Source organism: Actinacidiphila alni (assembly GCF_900112845.1).
In the GTDB taxonomy this organism is placed as follows: Bacteria; Actinomycetota; Actinomycetes; order Streptomycetales; family Streptomycetaceae; genus Actinacidiphila; species Actinacidiphila alni.
Genome location: NZ_FONG01000002.1, coordinates 331910 through 349811, shown reverse-complemented (window position 1 = coordinate 349811; position 17902 = coordinate 331910). Strand labels below are relative to the sequence as shown.

Genomic DNA, 17902 nt, shown 5'->3' with positions numbered 1-17902 from the left:
CCGGATGCCGCCCGGACGGCGTCGTCCGGACCCCGTCCGGAATTTGTCCGGTCTCTTGCTTGCGTGATCAGTTCTGCGACGATCACACCATGAAGAATTTCATCGTCAAGACCCTGGCGAACGCCGGTGCCCTGCTGGTCGCCATCTGGCTGATCAAGGACATCACGCTCACCGGCGACAGCACCTGGCACAAGACCCTCACGCTCATCCTCGTCGCCCTGGTCTTCGGCGTCGTCAACTGGCTGGTGAAGCCGGTGGTGAAGGTCCTGTCCTTCCCGCTGTTCATCCTCACCCTGGGCCTGATCACCCTGGTCGTGAACGCCCTGATGCTGCTGCTCACCTCCTGGCTGGCCGACAAGCTCAGCCTCAACTTCCACGTGGAGGGCTTCTGGACCGCGGTGGTCGGCGGTCTGATCATCAGCATCGTCTCCTGGGCGCTGCACGTCGTCCTTCCGGACGACGAGTGACCGCCGGCACCTCGGGGGTCCCGGGTCCGTCAGGTCCCGCGTCCGGCGACAGCACGCGCAGTGTGCACGCCGGGCGTCCCCCGGCGACGGCGTACGAGCCGTCGCTGCCGGGCCCGACCTTCGTCTCGCACTACCACCTGCCGGGCGAGGCCCGCGGCCCGTACACGTACGGCAGGGACGAGAACCCGACCTGGGAGCGGCTGGAGAGCGCCATCTCCGAGCTGGAGTGCCCGGGCGACGCGGACGCCGCCACGGTGACCTTCGCCTCCGGCATGGGCGCGGTCGCCGCGGTGCTGCTGTCCCAGGTGCGGTCGGGCGACACCGTGGTGCTGCCGTCCGACAGCTACCAGGCGACACGCTCGCTCCAGCAGCGCCTGGAGTCCTACGGCGTGGGCGTACGGCTCGCGCCGACGGCCGGCGACGCGCAGCTCGCGGCGCTGGAGGGCGCGCGGCTGCTGTGGCTGGAGACGCCGTCCAACCCGGGCCTCGACGTGTGCGACATCCGGCGGCTGTCGGACGCCGCGCACGCGGCGGGCGCGCTGGTCGCCGTCGACAACACCCTCGCCGGGCCGCTCGGGCAGCGCCCGCTCGCCCTGGGCGCGGACTTCTCGCTGGCCAGCGGCACCAAGGCGCTCAGCGGGCACGGCGACCTGCTGCTCGGCTACGTCACCACGCGCGACGCGGCGCTCGCGGCGGGCGTCAGGCAGTGGCGCAAGACGGTCGGCGCGATCCCCGGGCCGATGGAGGCGTGGCTCGCACACCGCTCGCTGGCCACCCTCGCGCTGCGCGTGGACCGGCAGTCCGCGAACGCGCTCGCCCTGGCGCACACGCTGCTGACCAGGCCCGAGGTCACCGGCGTACGGCACCCCGCGCTGCCGTCCGACCCCGCGCACACGGTCGCCGCCGCCCAGATGCGGCGCTTCGGCAGCGTTGTCTCCTTCACGCTGCCCGACCGGGCACACGCCGAACGCTTCCTGGCCGCCCTGCGGCTCACCTCCGAGGCCACCAGCTTCGGCAGCGTCCAGAGCACGGCCGAGCGCCGCGCGCGCTGGGGCGGCGACGCGGTGCCGCCGGGCTTCATCCGCTTCTCCGTGGGCGTCGAGGACGCCGACGACATCGTGGCGGACGTCCTGCGCGCGCTGGACGAGGCGGCGGCCGGCGCGTGAGGTGAAGGCGCGTCTTCGAACGGGTGAGGCGCGGGTACGGCGCGCGCGAGAGCGCGACTTCGTACGGGTGAAGTGCGGGCATCGCGCGCGTGACGGCGCGACTTCGAACGGGTGAGGGCGCGCGGTGGCGCGGGGGCGGAGCGGCTCGCTCCGATTCGCCGGGGGAGCGCCCGGATTGGTGCCGCGCGGCGAGTTTGCCGCCGCGCGCACTGCGGCAGATGTCCTGCATGCCCCCGGACACGCATGACGGCCGCTCCACCCGGCCGGTGGTGAAGCGCACGGCCCGCGCCATCGTCCTCGACGGCGACCGGCTCGTCCTGATCAAGCGCACCAAGCCCGGCATGGCCCCGTACTGGCTCACGCCCGGCGGCGGCGTCGAGGACGACGACGAGAGCGTGGTCGCGGCCATGCACCGCGAGATCGACGAGGAGCTGGGCGGCAAGGTCACCGATGTGGTGCCCGCCTTCGTGGACACCGTCGAGCACATCGCGGACGACGGCTCGCACGGCGTGAAGGTGCAGTATTTCTTCGCCTGCCGCCTGGAGACGATGGACCTCGGCCGGCGGCACGGCCCGGAGATCGACGAGCCCTGCGGCGAGTACGAGATCGTGCGCGTGCCGTTCAGCCGGATGGGCATCGCCTCGGTCGACATCGTGCCGCTGACGCTGCGGCACTACCTGGACGCGAACATCGAGGGCGTGCTCGGCCTGCTCGGCCCCGACCTGGGCTGAGCCGCCGGGCACGGCGCCGGCGACGAGGTCCCGCCGCCCCGGAGGAGCCTCAGTCGCCCGCCGCGACCAGCTCCCGCACCAGGTCGTGCCGTATCCGGTGCGACGGCATCCCGATCCGCACCAGGGTGTCCACACTGCTGCGGATCATCCCCGGCGGCCCGGACAGATACGCGTCGTACGCCTCCCACGGCCCGTGCGCCCGTACGGCGTCCGGCAGCGGGCCGGTCAGCGCGTCGGCGGGGGTGTCGGCGACGACGGTGCGCACCGACAGCCAGGAGTGCTCGCGCTGCATGCGCAGCATCGTGTCGAGGTCGTAGAGGTCGCCGGTACGGCGCGCGCCGTAGAAGACCTCGACCGCGCGCCGCCGCCCGTGCCGGGCCACGTCCTCCACCAGCGCCTTGATCGGCGCGATACCGGTGCCGCCGCCCAGGCAGAGCATCCCGTCGTCCGAATCGTGGTCGACCACCATCGAGCCGGACGGCGGCCCGAGCCGTACGACGTCGCCGGGGCGGGCCCTGCCGACCAGCGCGTTGCTGACCCAGCCGGCCGGGACCGCGCGGACGTGGAAGGTCAGCAGGCCGTCGTCGGCGGGCGCGGCGGCGAAGGAGTAGTGCCGCCAGATCCGCGGCCACCACGGCGTCTCCACCGTCGTGTACTGCCCGGCCAGGAAGGAGTACGGCTGGTCGGTGCGCAGGGTGATCACCGCGACGTCCGGCGTGCGCAGGTCGTGGCTCACGATCTCGGCCTGCCACCACGGCGGCGTGTGTCGCTCGTCCTCGGCCGCCGCGTCGATCATGATCCGCGAGATCGCGGCGTACGCGCGGCTCCAGGCGGCCTCGGTCTGCGGGGCCCACACCGCGGACGCGTACCGCGCGAGCGCCCCCAGCAGCGCCTCGCCGACCGCCGGGTAGTGCTCGGGCCTGGTGCCGTACTTGCGGTGGCCGCGGCCCAGGTGCGACAGGTAGTCGCCGAGCGCCGCGGGGTCGTCGATGTGCTCGGCGGCGGTCAGCAGCGCCTTCACCAGCCGGTCGCGCTGGGAGTCCATGGCGGCCGGGAACAGCTCGCGCAGCTCGGGGTGGTGGATGAACAGCAGCGCGTAGAAGTAGGAGACCGTCTTGTCCGCGACCGGCTCGACCTCCGCCATGGTGCGGCGGATCAGCAGCGCGTCGGCGGACGGCTCGGTGCCGCCGGCGGCCGCGGTGGTGGTGGGCGGAGTGGCGGACGCGGGCGCCGGATCCGGTACGGGTGCCGCATCCGGTACGGGTGCCGGGCCCGGCGGGAGCGGCGGTACGGGCGGCTGCGCGGCCTCGAATCCGGGCGGCAGTACGGGTACGGGCCCGGGGGCCGGGGTGGCGCCGGGGGCGGGGGCGGGCGCGGATATGGGGGGCTGCGGCCCGGTGACGGGCAAGGCGGCGGGCGGCACCGGGGGCCCGGGCTCGGTGGTGGCCGGTTCCTGCCCCTGCCGGGTCCTGGCGATCTTGCGCCGCGCGGCCCGGGTCGGCGCGGGCGACGACGCGGACGGGTCGGTGGTCCTGGCATCCATGATCACGTGGCCCCGCACTCCCGGTGGTCGATCCTTCGCTCAGTACGCGCGTGGTGCCGTGTGAGCGTGCCACGCTGCGTGAGGGCGCCGGACGAATTGCACGAAGTGCCGGAAGAGAAGAAACGATTTCGCGTAGTATTCCCGCCCGCGACCGCCGAGATAGGTCCGCCACGGGATCGTCCCGTAGCAGACCTATTTTGCTAGGCTCGACGCATGACCGCACAGGCAGCAGAGACAGCACCGCGGACCGCCGACATGTCGTATCTGCTCCAGCACACCGCACATGTGCTGACCACGCAGATGTCGGCGGCGCTCGCCGAGATCGGCATGACGCCGCGCGCGCACTGCGTGCTCGCGCACGCGCTCCAGGCCGAGCGGACGCAGGCGCAGCTCGCCGAGCTGTCCGACCTGGACAAGACCACGATGGTGGTCACCGTCGACCAGTTGGAGAAGGCGGGTCTCGCCGAGCGGGTGCCGTCGGCGACCGACCGGCGGGCGCGGATCATCAAGGTGACCCCGGCGGGCGAGCGGGTCGTGGCCGAGGGCCAGGACATCGTCGACCACGTACACGAGGACGTGCTCGGCGCGCTGCCCGAGCAGGAGCGCACCGCTTTCGTCTCCGCCCTGAACCGGCTGGTCAACGGCCATCTCGCCACCCCCGTCGGCCCCACGGAAGGCACCCAGGGGGTACGCCGCCCGCGCCAGTCCCGCAAGTAGCCGCGAGCCGGCCGCGGGCGGACTACGAGCGGACCATGAGCGGGCCGCGGGCCGACCACGAGAGGATCACGAGCGGGCCCCGTTAGACCCGTAAGAGATAGTCTTCAACAAAACCATCTGCTACGGTCACTCCTGGAATCCCCTTCGCCAGGAGGCGACCGCATGTCCCTCGTGTCCCTCTCACCCTTCCGTTCCCGTCCTGCCGGAGCGTCGCGCGGCGCGGCACTCGCGGTGCTCAGCGCGGGCACCCTGATGATCATCCTCGACGGCACCATCGTGAATGTCGCACTGCCGTCCATCCAGCGTGACCTGGGCTTTTCCCAGTCGGGACTGGCCTGGGTGGTGAACGCCTACCTGATCGCCTTCGCCGGACTGCTGCTGCTCTCCGGCCGGCTCGGCGACTTGTTCGGCCGCCGCAGGATCCTGGTCGGCGGCCTCGCCGCCTTCAGCGCGGCCTCCCTGCTGTGCGGTTTCGCGGACTCCGCGGGGCTGCTGATCGGCGCCCGCTTCGTCCAGGGCGCGGCCGGCGCGATGGTCTCCGCCGTCGGCCTCGGCATGGTCATCGCGCTCTACCCCGACGCCCGCGGCCGGGCCCGCGCGATGGGCGTCTACAGCTTCGTGCAGTCCGCGGGCGGCGTCCTCGGCCTGCTGGCCGGCGGCGTCCTGACCCAGGCCATCAACTGGCACTGGATCTTCTTCGTCAACCTCCCCATCGGCTCCGCCGCCGCCCTGTTCAGCCTCCGCCTGCTCCCCGACGACCGCCCGGCGGCCCGTACCCCCAAGGCGGACCAGATCCACACGGCGGCCCGTACAGGCCAGGCACATACGGCCGGCTCCGAAAGCCTGGACGTGCCCGGCGCCGTCCTGGTCACCGCCGCGCTGATGCTGGGCGTCCACACGATCGTCAAGACCGCCGACCGCGGCTGGACGTCGCCCACCACCGCCGGCTTCGCCGCGCTGTCCGTACTGCTGCTCGCCGCGTTCCTGGTGCGGCAGGCCAAGGCCGCGCAGCCGTTGATGCCGTTGCGGATCTTCCGCTCGCGGATCGTCTCGGGCGCGAATGTCGTGCTGGCGCTGATGGTGGCGGGCGGCTTCGGCTTCCAGTTCATGTCGAGCCTCTACCTCCAACAGGTGCTGGGCTACGACCCGTTGCGGATCGGCCTCGCGCTCGCGCCGACCGGCGCGGTGATCGGCGTGATGTCGCTGGCGCTGTCCGCGCGCCTCGGCGCCCGCTTCGGCCAGCGCGCCGTGCTGCTGCCGAGCCTGCTGCTCTTCGCGGGCGGCTTCCTGCTGCTGGCGAGGGCACCGTCCGCGCACGCCACGTACGTCGCGGACGTACTCCCCGCGGTCCTGGTCTTCGGAGTGGCCTTCGGCCTGGCCATGCCGTCGCTGATGACGCTGGGCATGTCCGAGGCGACGCCCGCCGATTCGGGCCTGCTGTCCGGCGTCTTCAACACCGCCCAGCAGATCGGCGGCGCGCTCGGCCTCGCCGTACTGGCCGCGCTCGCCGCCGCCCGCACCGACCACGAGCGCGCCGCCGGCCACGCGCTCCCCGCCGCCCTGACCAGCGGCTACCACCTGGCCTTCCTGGTCGCGGCCGGTCTGCTGCTGTTCGCCGCCGCCCTGGCCGCCGTCCTGCTGCGGCCGTCGGCACCGTCGTCCCGGGCCGGCGGCGACGCGAACCGCGCCGAGGACAGCGGGATCGAAGCGGCCAACAGCCTCAGCGCACCGGCCAGTTCGCAGGCCCGGAATCAGGAACCGGCCCGGGGCCGCCCGGCAGCGGCGCCGACGGATCGTACGGCACACGTGTGAACACGAAGGATCCCAGGTCGAGATGGCCGACCGAGCCGTCCGCGCGCCGCACCGGACGCAGCGTCTCACCGGCGTAGTAACCCTCGAGGCCCGTCCAGGTGCCGTCGGCCTCCGCGCGGAAGCGGGCGCCGCGGCCCCGGCCGGACAGCGGCGCGAGCGTCAGGCCGCCCCCGGCGTCGACATGCAGGCTGTGCGCGTGGGTGCCCCAGTACCAGGGTCCGGCGAGGTCGAGCAGCGCCGGGTCGAGGGCGTCGGCGGGGCGCCAGGGCGCGGGCAGGCCCGGCTCGGCGTCGGCGGTGATCGCCAGCAGGTCGGCGGCGATGGCGCCGACCGAGGGCCCGGAGGTGGAGTTGGCCATCGCCAGCGCGCCCACGCCGTCCGCCACGCTGACCCACACGGTGGCGAGGAAGCCCGGCATCGAGCCCGTGTGGCCGGCGAGCGGCCGGCCGCCGTGCAGGGTGAGCTGGAGACCGAGGCCGTAACCGGAGTCGGGGTCGGCCGCGTCCGGCGGCGGCGCGGCGGGCGTCCGCATCTCGGCGAGCGTCGCGGCGCTCAGCACATCGGGATGACCGGCCGCGAGGAAGCCCGCCCAGCGCGCCACGTCCTGTGCGGTGGACCAGAGTTGGCCCGCGGGCGCCATCCGTCCGGTGTCCTGGACTGCCTCGGGCCGCATCACGTCCGCCCACGGGTGGACGGCGAAGCCCCCGGCGGCCGGCGCCTGCGGCAGATACGTCGTCCGCGTCAGGCCCAGCGGGCCGAGCACCTCGGCGGCGAGCGCCTCGGCCCACGGGACGCCGCGCTTGCGCTCCACGAGGGCGCCGAGCAGGGCGAATCCGGGGTTGGAGTAGTGGTAGCGGCGGCCGGGCGGGTGCTTGACCGGCGTCGGGCCGAGCAGATCGGTCAGCTCCGGGCGCAGCTCGCCGGGGGTCCGCTCCCACCAGGGCGGCGGGGTCTCGGAGGCCAGGCCCGAGGTGTGGGTGAGGAGTTGACCGACCGTCAGACCGCGGGTCGCCGTATCGGGGACGGCGGCAAGACCCGGCAGGCCGGGGACCTCCGGCAGGTGCCGGGCGAGCGGATCGCTCAGCTCCAGCAGGCCCTCGTCGCGCAGCCGCATGACCATTACCGCGGTGAACGTCTTGGTGATCGAGCCGATCCGATACTGCGTGTCGGCGTCCGGCGCGTGCCCGTCGATCATGCTCCGCGACCCGAACCACACCATCCGCCCGTCCCGTACCACCGCGCCGACCAGCGACGGCGTACGGCCCTCCGCCTGCCCGACCGCGATCCGGCGCAGCAGCGCGCGCCGGGTGCCGGGCAGCAGCTCGCCGTCCGGCGCGGGCGGACCCGCGGGGCTCGGCAGCGGATACGGGTACGGCGCCGCCGCCGGTTGCGCTGATACGGGCCCGGGTACGGCCTGGCGTACGGGTACGGCCCCTGGTTCGGTTCCGGGTTCGGATACGGTTCCGGGCTCGGGTACGACTCCGGGTTCGGATACGACTCCGGGGCCGTCGGGGCCGGGCGCGGGCGGGGGTGCGTGCCGGGGCTCCGGCTGGGGCTCGGTCGTCACTCGGCGTGCGCCTCTTCTCTCCGCCTCCGCCCGGCCGACGTGCCGTGCCGCGCCGGACCGGCGAATCGCTTCCTACGAGCTGTCGCCGCCACGGTAATCGGCGGCCGCGAAGCGGAGCGACACAATTGTCATCCGCATCCCGCGCAGGAACGGGATCAGGTGCGAGACGGGCGCGATCGCGTAGAGGCCGCGGCCCCGCGGCAGGCGCAGGCTGCGGACCTCGGTGATCCGCGGCGAGGCGGTGGCGACCTTGCGGTATTCCGCGCCGTCCATGCCCCACTCCCAGCGCGGCGCGCGGTAGCCGGAGGCGGCGGCGCCGGCCCCGCCGGAGGAGGCGTCCTCGTCGGAGGAAGCGTTCCCGCCGGCGGAGGCGGCCGCGTCCGCCGCAACCTGGCTGCGGCGCACCATCGCACGGGGAAGCGCGTCGAAGAGCATCCGGCCGCCGGGAAAGCGTTCGGCGCAGACGGCGATCAGCCGCTTCACCTCGGCCGGCGGCAGATACATCAACAGGCCCTGGGCGGTGACCAATACACCCTTGGTCAGGTCCTCGGAGGCGGCGACCTCGTCGAGCCAGCGCGGGTCGAGGGCCGAGCAGGCCAGCGAACGGCGCCGTGGCGGATCATCCGGAAGCAGAGTGTCGCGGACCTGCACCGTCTCCGGCAGATCGACCGTCAGCCAGCGCACCCGGCCGTTGTCCACCCGCCAGAACTGCGTCTCCAGCCCCTCGCCGAGCGCGATCACCAGCCCGTCAGGGTGCTCGGCGACGAACCGCCGCACCTCGTCGTCCAGGCAGCGCACCCGCAGCGCGTGCCACTGCGCCATGGCCGCGCCGCCGAAGCGCTCGAAGGGGTAGTCGATCCGTTCGACCAGCTCCACGGCGAGCGGGTCCTCCAGCAGCCGCCGTCCCGAACGCCCCGCCTCGGCCGCCCTGTTGTACAGATTCCACAGCAGCGTCTCCGGGACGCCCTCCAGCTCGACCGTGACCCTGGCCTCGGCCCTCGCCCTGCCGTCCGTCCCGTCCCCGGCCGCCGCGTCGTCGCCCTCGTGACTGTCGCTCATCCCCCCACGATGCCACCCGCCCGCGGCGCGGCCCGTACGACGGTCCGGGCAACGACCCGGGCGACGGCCCGTCCGCCGTCCGGCCGCCGCTGCGCGGAACCTTGACAGCCGATTTCGCCGGGCGTAGACATCACGTCGGCCAGAGAGCGCTCTCACACAGTTCGGCGCAGCATCCTCCCCGGCCGCACCACCGCTCCATCCACGTACCCGTGCACGTACACCCCCCACAAGCTCGCGGGTCCGATCCGCGAGTCGTCCGTACATCCGGCACGTACATCCGACACGTAGGAGCACACACATGAGGGTCACCCCACCAGGGCTCTCCGCGTACCGTAAACGTTTCCGGTCCCCCCACATCGTCTTCCTCATGGCGCTGGTGCTGATCGCCTCGGCGTATCTGTCGCTGGTGCCCTCGTCGTCGCACGCGGCGACGCCGACCCTGCTCTCGCAGGGCAAGCCCGCGACCGCGTCGTCCGTCCAGGACGCCTTCACCGCGAACGCCGCCGTGGACGGCGACACCGGCACCCGCTGGTCGAGCGCCGCGTCCGACCCGCAGTGGATCCAGGTCGACCTCGGTTCCAGCCAGCCGATCACCCAGGTCGTCCTCAACTGGGAGACGGCCTACGGCAAAGCCTTCAAGATCCAGGTCTCGGACAACGGTTCCACGTGGAACGACGTCTACTCCACCACCACCGGCACCGGCGGCGTCCAGACCCTGAGCGTCGCCGGCAACGGCCGCTACGTGCGGATGTACGGCACGCAACGCGGCACCCAATGGGGCTACTCGCTCTGGGAGTTCCAGGTGTACGGCGGCTCCGGCGGCGGTACGCCCCCGGCGACGTGCGGTACCACCACGGCCGCGCTCGGCAAGCCCGCGACCGCCTCGTCCACCGAGAACGCCGGCACCCCCGCCTCCGCCGCCTTCGACGGCAACGCCGGCACCCGCTGGTCCAGCGCCGCGTCCGACCCGCAGTGGATCCAGGTGGACCTCGGCTCCTCGCAGACCATCTGCGGCGCGCAGCTGATCTGGGAGACGGCGTACGGGAAGGCGTATCAGATCCAGGTCTCGGACAATGGTTCCACGTGGAACAACGCGTATTCCACGACGACCGGGACCGGCGGCACCGAGAATCTGTCGTTCACCGCGACCGGCCGCTACGTCCGGCTGTACGGGACGCAGCGCGCCACCCAGTACGGCTATTCGCTGTGGGAGTTCACGCTGCTGACCCCCGGCGGCACCACGACGCCGCCCGGCGGCGGCAACGGCGACTGCCCGTGGGTCGGTTCGACCGCACCGGTCGCGACGCGTGTGCAGCAGGTCATGGCGCAGATGACTAACGCGCAGAAGGTGTCGATCCTGCACGGCAACAACAACGCGTCCCCGTACATCGGAAACATCACCGGCATCCCGTCGCTGTGCATCCCCAACATCGGCCTCCAGGACGGCCCGCACGGCGTCGGTGACGGTCTGGGCGGTGTGACGCAGATGCCGTCGGCGAACGCGTCGGCCGCGACATGGGACGACGCGCTGGAGCAGCAGTACGGGGCGGCGATCGGCGCCGAATTCGCGGGCAAGGGTGTGCAGGTGGCGCTCGGCCCGACGCTGAACATCGTGCGCGACCCGCGCTGGGGCCGGTCCTTCGAGACCTTCAGCGAGGACCCGTACCTCAACGGGCGGCTGGCGGCGGCCGACATCAAGGGCATCCAGAGCCAGGGTGTGATGGCCGAGATGAAGCATGTCGCGGTCTACAACATCGAGAATCCGGCGGGCACGGTCGTCGTCGACAACCGCACCCTTCAGGAGCTGTATCTGCCCGCCTTCCAGGCGGCCGTGCAGCAGGGGTCGCCGGCGGCGGCGATGTGCGCGTACAGCATCGTCAACTCGGTGCCCGCCTGCCAGAATCCGGCGCTGATGAATGTCGGCCTCTACCAGCAGGCCGGTTTCGGCGGCTTCATCACCAGTGACTGGGGCGGCACGCACGCGACCGCCGAGTCCGCCAACGCCGGTCTGACCGTGGAGATGCCCAACGGGTACTTCTACGCCGACTTCCTCGCCCAGGCGGTCGCCAACGGGACGGTCAGCCAGACCACGCTGGACACGATGGTCAGCCGGCTGCTCACGCAGTTCTTCGCCTTCGGCCTCTTCGACAAGGCGCCCAGCGGTTCGCGGGACGCGGTCGTCACCACGCAGGCGCATGTCGACGTGGCGCGCAAGGGTGCCGAGGAGGGCACCGTCCTGCTGAAGAACAACGGCATCCTGCCGCTGTCCACCGCCACCACCCACTCGATCGCCGTGATCGGCTGGGACGGCGGCGCGGGCGTGCAGTCGATCGGCGGCGGCAGCGCGACGGTGACCAGTTCGGGCACGGTCTGGCCGATCACCGGCATCCAGAACCGGGTCGCGGGCACCGGCACCACCGTGCAGTACAACGACGCCACCAATCTGGCGTCGGCGGTCACCCTCGCCCGGTCCTCGGACGTCGCGATCGTCTTCGCCAGCGACAACTACGGCAACGAGGAGCACGACACCACCACGCTGGACCTGCCGACGGTCGGCAGCACCCAGACCAACCAGAACGACATGATCGCCCAGGTGGCCGCCGCGAATCCACACACCATCGTGGTGCTCAACACCAATTCGGCGATCAACATGCCGTGGCTGAACCAGGTCGCGGGCGTCTTCGAGGGCTTCTACGCGGGCCAGCAGATCGGTACGGCGATGGCGTCGCTGATCTTCGGCGACGTCAATCCGTCCGGCAAGCTGCCGGTGACCTTCCCGAAGTCGCTCGCGGACGTGCCCGCGCACACCGCCGCCCAGTGGCCGGGCACCAATGGCACCGTGCAGTACAGCGAGGGCCTCAAGGTCGGCTACCGGTGGTACGACGCGCAGAACATCGAGCCGCTCTATCCCTTCGGCTACGGCCTGTCGTACACCACCTTCGGCTTCTCCGGCCTCCAGGTCGGCGCGCTGAACGGCGGTACCGCGACCGTCCACGCGACGGTCACCAACACCGGGTCGCGGGCGGGCACCGACGTCGCCCAGCTCTATGTCGGCGATCCGGCCTCGACCGGTGAGCCGGTGCACCAGCTGCGCGGCTACCAGCGCGTCACCCTCAACCCCGGCCAGTCCCAGCAGGTCACCTTCACCGTCTCCACGCACGACCTGGCGTACTGGAACACCGGCAGCAACAACTGGACGACGGCCGCCGGGAATTACCAGATCCTGGTGGGCGACTCGTCGCGGAATCTGCCGCTGAGCGGGACGCTCAATGTGCCGACGCAGGTCAACGCGGCGGCGGCCCAGGCTTCTTCCTCGGCCTCTTCCTCGGCCTCTTCCTCGGCCTCGGCTTCGTCGGCCGCGCCTTACGCCGTGCCCAATCCGCACGGCATGAGCAGTCCAGTGCGGTCCAGGGTCGACTGGGCGCTGGACCCGGCGGCGCCCAGCGGCACCACGTACACCGCGACCGGTCTTCCGCCGGGGATCTCGCTGTCCCCGTCGGGCACCTTCAGCGGCGCGGCCACGGCGCGCGGTACGTACACGGTGACGGTGAAGGCCGCCGTCACCGGTGCTTCGGCCGCCTCCGGTACGGTCCCGGCCGTCTTCGTCTGGACGACCACGTAAGTCCCGTTCCTCCGACCGTCCTTCCGGCCGCCGCCCCGTCTCCGGTGCCCTCTCCGCAGGGTGCCGGCGGCGGGGCGGCGTACGTCGCTCAGGAACCCTGGGGGTCCGGCTGCCGGGCCGCCGACAGTTCGCGCAGGATGCGGGCCAGGTCGGCGGGGGCCGCCGCGAGGTGGACGGGGGTGCCGGCGTCGTCGAGGGTGGCGACGTGCCAGGCGCGAGGGACGGTCTCGTCGTCACCGCCGCGCAGACGGCGTACGTCGCCGACGGTCAGCCGGGCCACCGGGATGTCCTTGGCCGCGAACCGGCCGGGCCCGGCGTGCGGGACCACGGCCGGCAGCCGGCCGCCGCCGAGGACGATGTGGGTGCCGAAGCGGTGCGGGTTGTAGTCGGTGGCCTCCAGGAAGCGGGCCGGGAGGAAGACGTCGTCCGACCCGGCGGTTCCGGTCCTGGTTCTGGTCCTGGTGCCGGCCGTCGCTTTCGTGACCTCGCCCGGGGCCGTGGCGCGCCAGGCCGCCGCGGCCATGACCAGCGTGGCGAGCAGGCCCGCGACCGCCCACGCCGCCGGGGCGGGCGAGCCGAACATGTCCAGGGGATGGAAGTAGCACAGCGGCAGCAGCCACAGCGCCGTGCCGCCGATCACGGCCACGAAGGGCAGCACCGAGGGCAGCACCTCGTCGGCGGCCAGCCGGCGGCCCCGGCGGCGGTTCGCCGCGATCGCGCCCGGATATCCCGCGCCGAGCACGAACAGCGCCGCCAGGACGGCCGGGCTCTGCGTGCCGACGAAGTGGTCGTGCCATATGTAGTCGGCCCCGGTGACCACCCGCACCTGGTGGCGCCAGAACGTCAACTCCACCGCGTCGCCGGGCCGGAAGCCCCGGGCGCCGTCCCGCGAGACCGACAGCCGGTGCAGCGGCCGGTCGTCCGCGAAGTACAGAAAGCTGCGCTGCTTCGGCCGGCCGACCGTCGTCCGTTCGATCACCGCCGACTCCGCGCTCAGGCATTCGTCGCGGTCGGCCGCGGGCGTCCAGGAGGTGCAGGGCAGGGCCGCCCTCCACGCCTGGTGCGTCTCGTTGACCACCGGCGTGAACGACGCGGAGACGCCCGCGGCGATCAGCAGCAGCACGCACACCGCCAGCGGTTTGCCGGCGCCCGCGTGGCCGGCCGCCCGCGGCGAGATCACCGGCGCCCGCTCGGTCCTCGGCGTCCCGTACACGCGGTGCAGCGCCCGCATCGCGGCCAGTTTCGTGTCGAACTCGACGCCGTAGCGCATGTCCTGGGTCCCGATCGGCAGCGGCAGCCGCCACCTGCGCCCGTTGTTCTGCACCACCCGTACCCGGTTCATGTCCTGCGACCGCCCGCGCTGGACGTACACCTCCAGGTCGGCGATGTCCCCCCACGGCACGTGCCTGCGTCGCAGCACCGTCGACGAGTGCACCCCGTACGCGTCCGCCCGTACCCGGGCGGTGGCCGGATGCACGCACCCGATCCCGACCACCCCGACGACCGCCCCCGCGATCACCAGCCCCGCCGTGCTCCCGCCGCCGATCACCACGCCCACGACCACCAGCGCCACCCCCACCGGCGCCAGCCCGACGAACCCCCACAGCACCCGCTGCTGCAGCGGCCCGCACACCACGTCTTCCCGTTCCCCGCTCACCCGGGCATCGTGCCACCGCCCCACCGGCACATACGTCTCCCCATCACGGCAGCGTTCCCACCCGCCTCACTGCCGACTTGCCCCGCCCTTGCCCCGGCGGCGGGGAAGGCGGGGGCGAAGTGAGCGCCCACCGATGAGTTTTCCGCGCGGCGCCGGTCCTCATCCCGGACGCGCCCACGGACGGAAGGCTGAGCCATGCGGAAACTGATCTACGCCATGAACCTGTCGCTGGACGGCTACATCGCCACGCCCGGCGACGACATCGGCTGGAGCGGGCCGCCGAATCAGGAGCTGTTCCAGTGGTGGCTCGAGCACGAGCAGGCGGGCGGCCTGTCGCTGTACGGGCGCAAGTTGTGGGAGACGATGAGCTCGCACTGGCCGACCGGCGACCAGCGGCCGGACGCCACCGCCGCGGAGATCGCGTACGCCCGGAACTGGCGGGACACCCCCAAGGTGGTGTTCTCCTCGACGATCGACAAGGTCGACTGGAACTCCCGCCTGGTCACCGGCGACGCGATCGCCGAGATCACCCGCCTCAAGGCCGAGGACGGCGACCCGATGCACATCGGCGGCGCCACCCTCGCCGGAGCCGCCGTACGCGCCGGCCTCGTCGACGAATACGCCGTCGTCACCCACCCCGTCCTCATCGGCGGCGGCACCCCCTTCTTCACCGCCCTCCACACCTGGATCCACCTGAACCACCTGGAAACCCGCACCTTCCCCGGCGGCACCGTCCTGACCAGGTACGCGACGAGGCGCTGAGCAACGCGGGAGCAGGCTCCACCGGTGGAGAAGGATCAGGTCTGGGCCATGTCCACGAAGCGGGAGTAGTGGCCCTGGAAGGCGACGGTGATGGTGGCGGTGGGGCCGTTGCGGTGCTTGGCGACGATCAGGTCGGCCTCGCCCGCGCGGGGGGATTCCTTCTCGTAGGCGTCCTCGCGGTGGAGGAGGATGACCATGTCGGCGTCCTGCTCGATGGAACCGGACTCGCGCAGGTCGGAGACCATGGGCTTCTTGTCGGTGCGCTGCTCGGGACCACGGTTGAGCTGCGAGAGGGCGATGACCGGCACTTCGAGCTCCTTGGCGAGAAGCTTGAGGTTACGGGACATGTCGGACACCTCCTGCTGGCGGCTCTCGGGGCGCCGTGAACCGCCCGACTGCATCAGCTGGAGGTAGTCGATGACGACCAGGCGCAGGTCGTTGCGCTGTTTGAGGCGGCGGCACTTGGCCCGGATCTCCATCATCGACAGGTTCGGCGAGTCGTCGATGTAGAGCGGCGCCTCGGTGACGTCCGACATCCGGCGGGCGACCTTGGTCCAGTCGTCGTCGGTCATGGTCCCCGACCGCATGTGGTGCAGCGCCACCCGCGCCTCGGCGGACAGCAGACGCATCGCGATCTCGTTGCGGCCCATTTCCAGGGAGAAGATGACACTGGGCATCTTGTTGGCGATGGAGCAGGCGCGCGCGAAATCCAGAGCGAGGGTGCTGTTGTGGGTGGGCACCATCGAGCGGGTGGCCAGGTACATGTGATCCGGATTGTCCACCTGGACGCAACGGACGGGGACGCTCGGGATTTCGCGTGCCGCAGTGATGACCCGCTGGGTGAGCCGGGCCGTGCTGGGGCGGCGGCGCTCCCTGTGCATGCGACGCTTGCGTTCGAGCCCGAAGACGTCGTCGTCGGTCGTGAAGGTGACGATGTGGAGCGTGGAGGTCTCCTCCGAACGCCCCTTGACCCGCTTGGCAGCCGTACCGCACCGGTAGCCGAGGCTCATGAGCAGTTCGCGGAAGCCTTCGGCCAGCGCGCGGTTGGTGACGCCGAACTGCACAGAACCCTTCCTGTTGACCGTCCCGTCGGTGTCGAGGAGCCCGGCGAGCAGTGCCCGCCGCTGCTCGACCGAGGCGCGCAGATACTCCTGCGGGATGTGCTTGTCGCCGAGCACGCCGAGGTCCCGGAGCACGACCAGCAGGCTCCCGTGCCGCCTCGCGCAGGTCGCGCACCGGGGCTCGGCCGAGGCCGAGAAGCATTCCGTGCCGCAATCCACGCATGCGGTGTGAGGCACCGGCGCAGATACGATCCGCGCCCTGCCCCCGCAGGATCGCCCGCAGGTGCGCACATGGGCGAGCTTGGGAACGAACGCCTTTCCGCAGACGACGCAGGAGCGTTCGGCCGGGGCGGGGCGCTCCACGGCGAAGCCGAGCGAGTAGGTGATCGAGGAACCGGAGCGGCGGGCTTCGAGACCTTCGCGCTCGACGCGCCGCACGACCTCGGGGTCGGCCGAGGTGATCCGTGCGGAGTCGCTGTGGCCGTCGCCGAGCCAGGCGCCGAGGGTGTACGGGGGGACGGGCAGATCGGCCGGGGGCAGGTCGAGCGGGGCGGGGTTCTTCACCGTGTGGTTGAAGCGGGCGTCTGCCAGGGTGTCGCAGCGCAGGGTCGCGGCGATCTCCTTGCTCGTCCTGATCGCGGCACGGGCACGCCGGTCGTCCGCGCCGTACTGCCGGGCCGCTCGTCGTGAGGACCGGGTCTCGGTGAGCCATTGGTGGTCGGCATCGGCGATGACGGTGGTGCCGTCGTCGAAGGTGATCTCGAAGCAGGTGTGCCCGGTCATGACCTCGGTCGTGGCGACCACACGGGTGGGCGTTCCGTCGGCGGCGAGCAGCTCGTCCCCGACCTGGACCGCGCCCATCGTCGTCCAGCCGGTCGGCGTGGGCAGAGGTGTGTCCAGGGCCAGGGCCTTGCCCATCGCCGGACGGGCGGCGATGACGATCATCTGGCCGGGGTGGAGGCCGTTGGTGAGGGAGTCGAGGTCGGTGAAGCCGGTGGGGACGCCGGACATCTGGCCGCTGCGGGAGCCGATCGCCTCGATCTCGTCGAGGGCGCCCTCCATGATGTCGCCGAGGGGGAGGTAGTCCTCGGAGGTGCGCTGTTCGGTGACGGCGTAGATCTCGGCCTGGGCGTTGTTGACGATTTCGTCGACGTCGCCGTCGGCGGCGTATCCCATCTGGGTGATGCGGGTGCCGGCCTCGACGAGGCGGCGCAGGACGGCGCGTTCGTGGACGATCTCGGCGTAGTACTCGGCGTTGGCCGCGGTGGGGACGGCGTTGACGAGGGTGTGGAGGTAGGGGGCGCCGCCGATGCGGGCGATCTCGCCGCGTTTGGTGAGTTCGGCGGCGGTGGTGATGGGGTCGGCGGGCTCGCCGCGGGCGTAGAGGTCGAGGATCGCCGCGTAGATCGTCTCGTGGGCGGGGCGGTAGAAGTCGGCGCCCTTGAGGACTTCGACGACGTCGGCGATGGCGTCCTTGGACAGCAGCATGCCGCCGAGCACGGACTGTTCGGCGTCGAGGTCCTGCGGGGGGACGCGCTCGAAGCCGCCACCGCCCTCGGACCAGCGGTTGCCGTCGGCGTCGTCGGAGCCGTTGCCGTTCTTCTTGCGGAAGCGGGTGACGGGGAGCCGCTCGCCGGGGCCGCCGTCCGGGGGTGCCTCGCCCCAGTGGTCGTCCGCGGGTTCGGGCTGGCTCATCCGCGCCACCTCCTCCCGTCCCCGCCTGATCATTGGCCCACCG

General features: G+C 72.1%; 12 protein-coding genes. 7 read left to right on the top strand and 5 right to left on the bottom strand.

The genetic code is table 11. From position 1 onward, the window contains the following. The first annotated feature begins 89 nt into the window (after positions 1 to 89). From BM076_RS04385 to BM076_RS04375, 3 genes are all read left to right on the top strand, one after another. Entirely contained in the window at positions 90 to 467 is a 378-nt protein-coding gene (locus BM076_RS04385) for a phage holin family protein (protein WP_093711993.1), read from the top strand. After that, positions 464 to 1633, top strand: coding sequence for a cystathionine gamma-lyase (locus BM076_RS04380; protein WP_093711992.1), 1170 nt, complete (start codon positions 464 to 466; stop codon positions 1631 to 1633). Before BM076_RS04385 ends, BM076_RS04380 begins: the two co-directional genes overlap by 4 nt. A 227-nt stretch (positions 1634 to 1860) precedes the next feature. Further along, the gene (locus BM076_RS04375; RefSeq protein WP_093712236.1) at positions 1861 to 2364 is read left to right on the top strand and encodes an NUDIX domain-containing protein; all 504 of its coding nucleotides are present in this window, start codon (positions 1861 to 1863) and stop codon (positions 2362 to 2364) included. A 49-nt stretch (positions 2365 to 2413) separates the two neighbouring features. On the opposite strand, the gene BM076_RS04370 is transcribed toward BM076_RS04375, so the two are convergent. Next, on the bottom strand, positions 2414 to 3907 hold the full coding sequence (locus BM076_RS04370; RefSeq protein ID WP_093712235.1) for a globin domain-containing protein: 1494 nt from the start codon (positions 3905 to 3907) through the stop codon (positions 2414 to 2416). Between the two features lie 213 nt (positions 3908 to 4120). Here BM076_RS04370 and BM076_RS04365 point away from each other — a divergent pair, with 213 nt between their 5' ends. Continuing rightward, positions 4121 to 4624: a MarR family winged helix-turn-helix transcriptional regulator gene (locus BM076_RS04365; protein ID WP_093711991.1), complete on the top strand. Its 504-nt coding sequence runs from the start codon at positions 4121 to 4123 to the stop codon at positions 4622 to 4624. Between the two features lie 162 nt (positions 4625 to 4786). After that, positions 4787 to 6436: an MFS transporter gene (locus BM076_RS04360; RefSeq protein WP_322934419.1), complete on the top strand. Its 1650-nt coding sequence runs from the start codon at positions 4787 to 4789 to the stop codon at positions 6434 to 6436. On the opposite strand, the gene BM076_RS04355 is transcribed toward BM076_RS04360, so the two are convergent. After that, a complete protein-coding gene (locus BM076_RS04355) occupies positions 6345 to 7757 on the bottom strand; it encodes a serine hydrolase domain-containing protein (RefSeq protein ID WP_093712233.1) in 1413 nt (470 codons plus the stop codon). The two genes, BM076_RS04360 and BM076_RS04355, sit on opposite strands and share 92 nt — an antisense overlap. Before the next feature lie 318 nt (positions 7758 to 8075). Beyond that, on the bottom strand, positions 8076 to 9062 hold the full coding sequence (locus tag BM076_RS04350; RefSeq protein ID WP_093711990.1) for a class I SAM-dependent methyltransferase: 987 nt from the start codon (positions 9060 to 9062) through the stop codon (positions 8076 to 8078). A 367-nt stretch (positions 9063 to 9429) separates the two neighbouring features. On the opposite strand from BM076_RS04350, the gene BM076_RS04345 reads away from it, so the two are divergent. Then, positions 9430 to 12684 carry a discoidin domain-containing protein gene (locus tag BM076_RS04345; RefSeq protein ID WP_245795749.1) on the top strand — a complete coding sequence of 1085 codons (3255 nt, stop codon included), beginning with the start codon at positions 9430 to 9432 and terminating at the stop codon, positions 12682 to 12684. Between the two features lie 88 nt (positions 12685 to 12772). Here BM076_RS04345 and BM076_RS04340 read toward each other — a convergent pair whose 3' ends face one another. After that, a complete protein-coding gene (locus BM076_RS04340) occupies positions 12773 to 14341 on the bottom strand; it encodes a PH domain-containing protein (RefSeq protein ID WP_093711988.1) in 1569 nt (522 codons plus the stop codon). 195 nt (positions 14342 to 14536) lie between these two features. Here BM076_RS04340 and BM076_RS04335 point away from each other — a divergent pair, with 195 nt between their 5' ends. Beyond that, positions 14537 to 15103 carry a dihydrofolate reductase family protein gene (locus tag BM076_RS04335; protein WP_093711987.1) on the top strand — a complete coding sequence of 189 codons (567 nt, stop codon included), beginning with the start codon at positions 14537 to 14539 and terminating at the stop codon, positions 15101 to 15103. A 35-nt stretch (positions 15104 to 15138) separates the two neighbouring features. Here BM076_RS04335 and dnaB read toward each other — a convergent pair whose 3' ends face one another. Next, positions 15139 to 17652 carry a replicative DNA helicase gene (gene dnaB / locus BM076_RS04330; protein WP_322934423.1) on the bottom strand — a complete coding sequence of 838 codons (2514 nt, stop codon included), beginning with the start codon at positions 17650 to 17652 and terminating at the stop codon, positions 15139 to 15141. Positions 17653 to 17902: the final 250 nt, after the last annotated feature.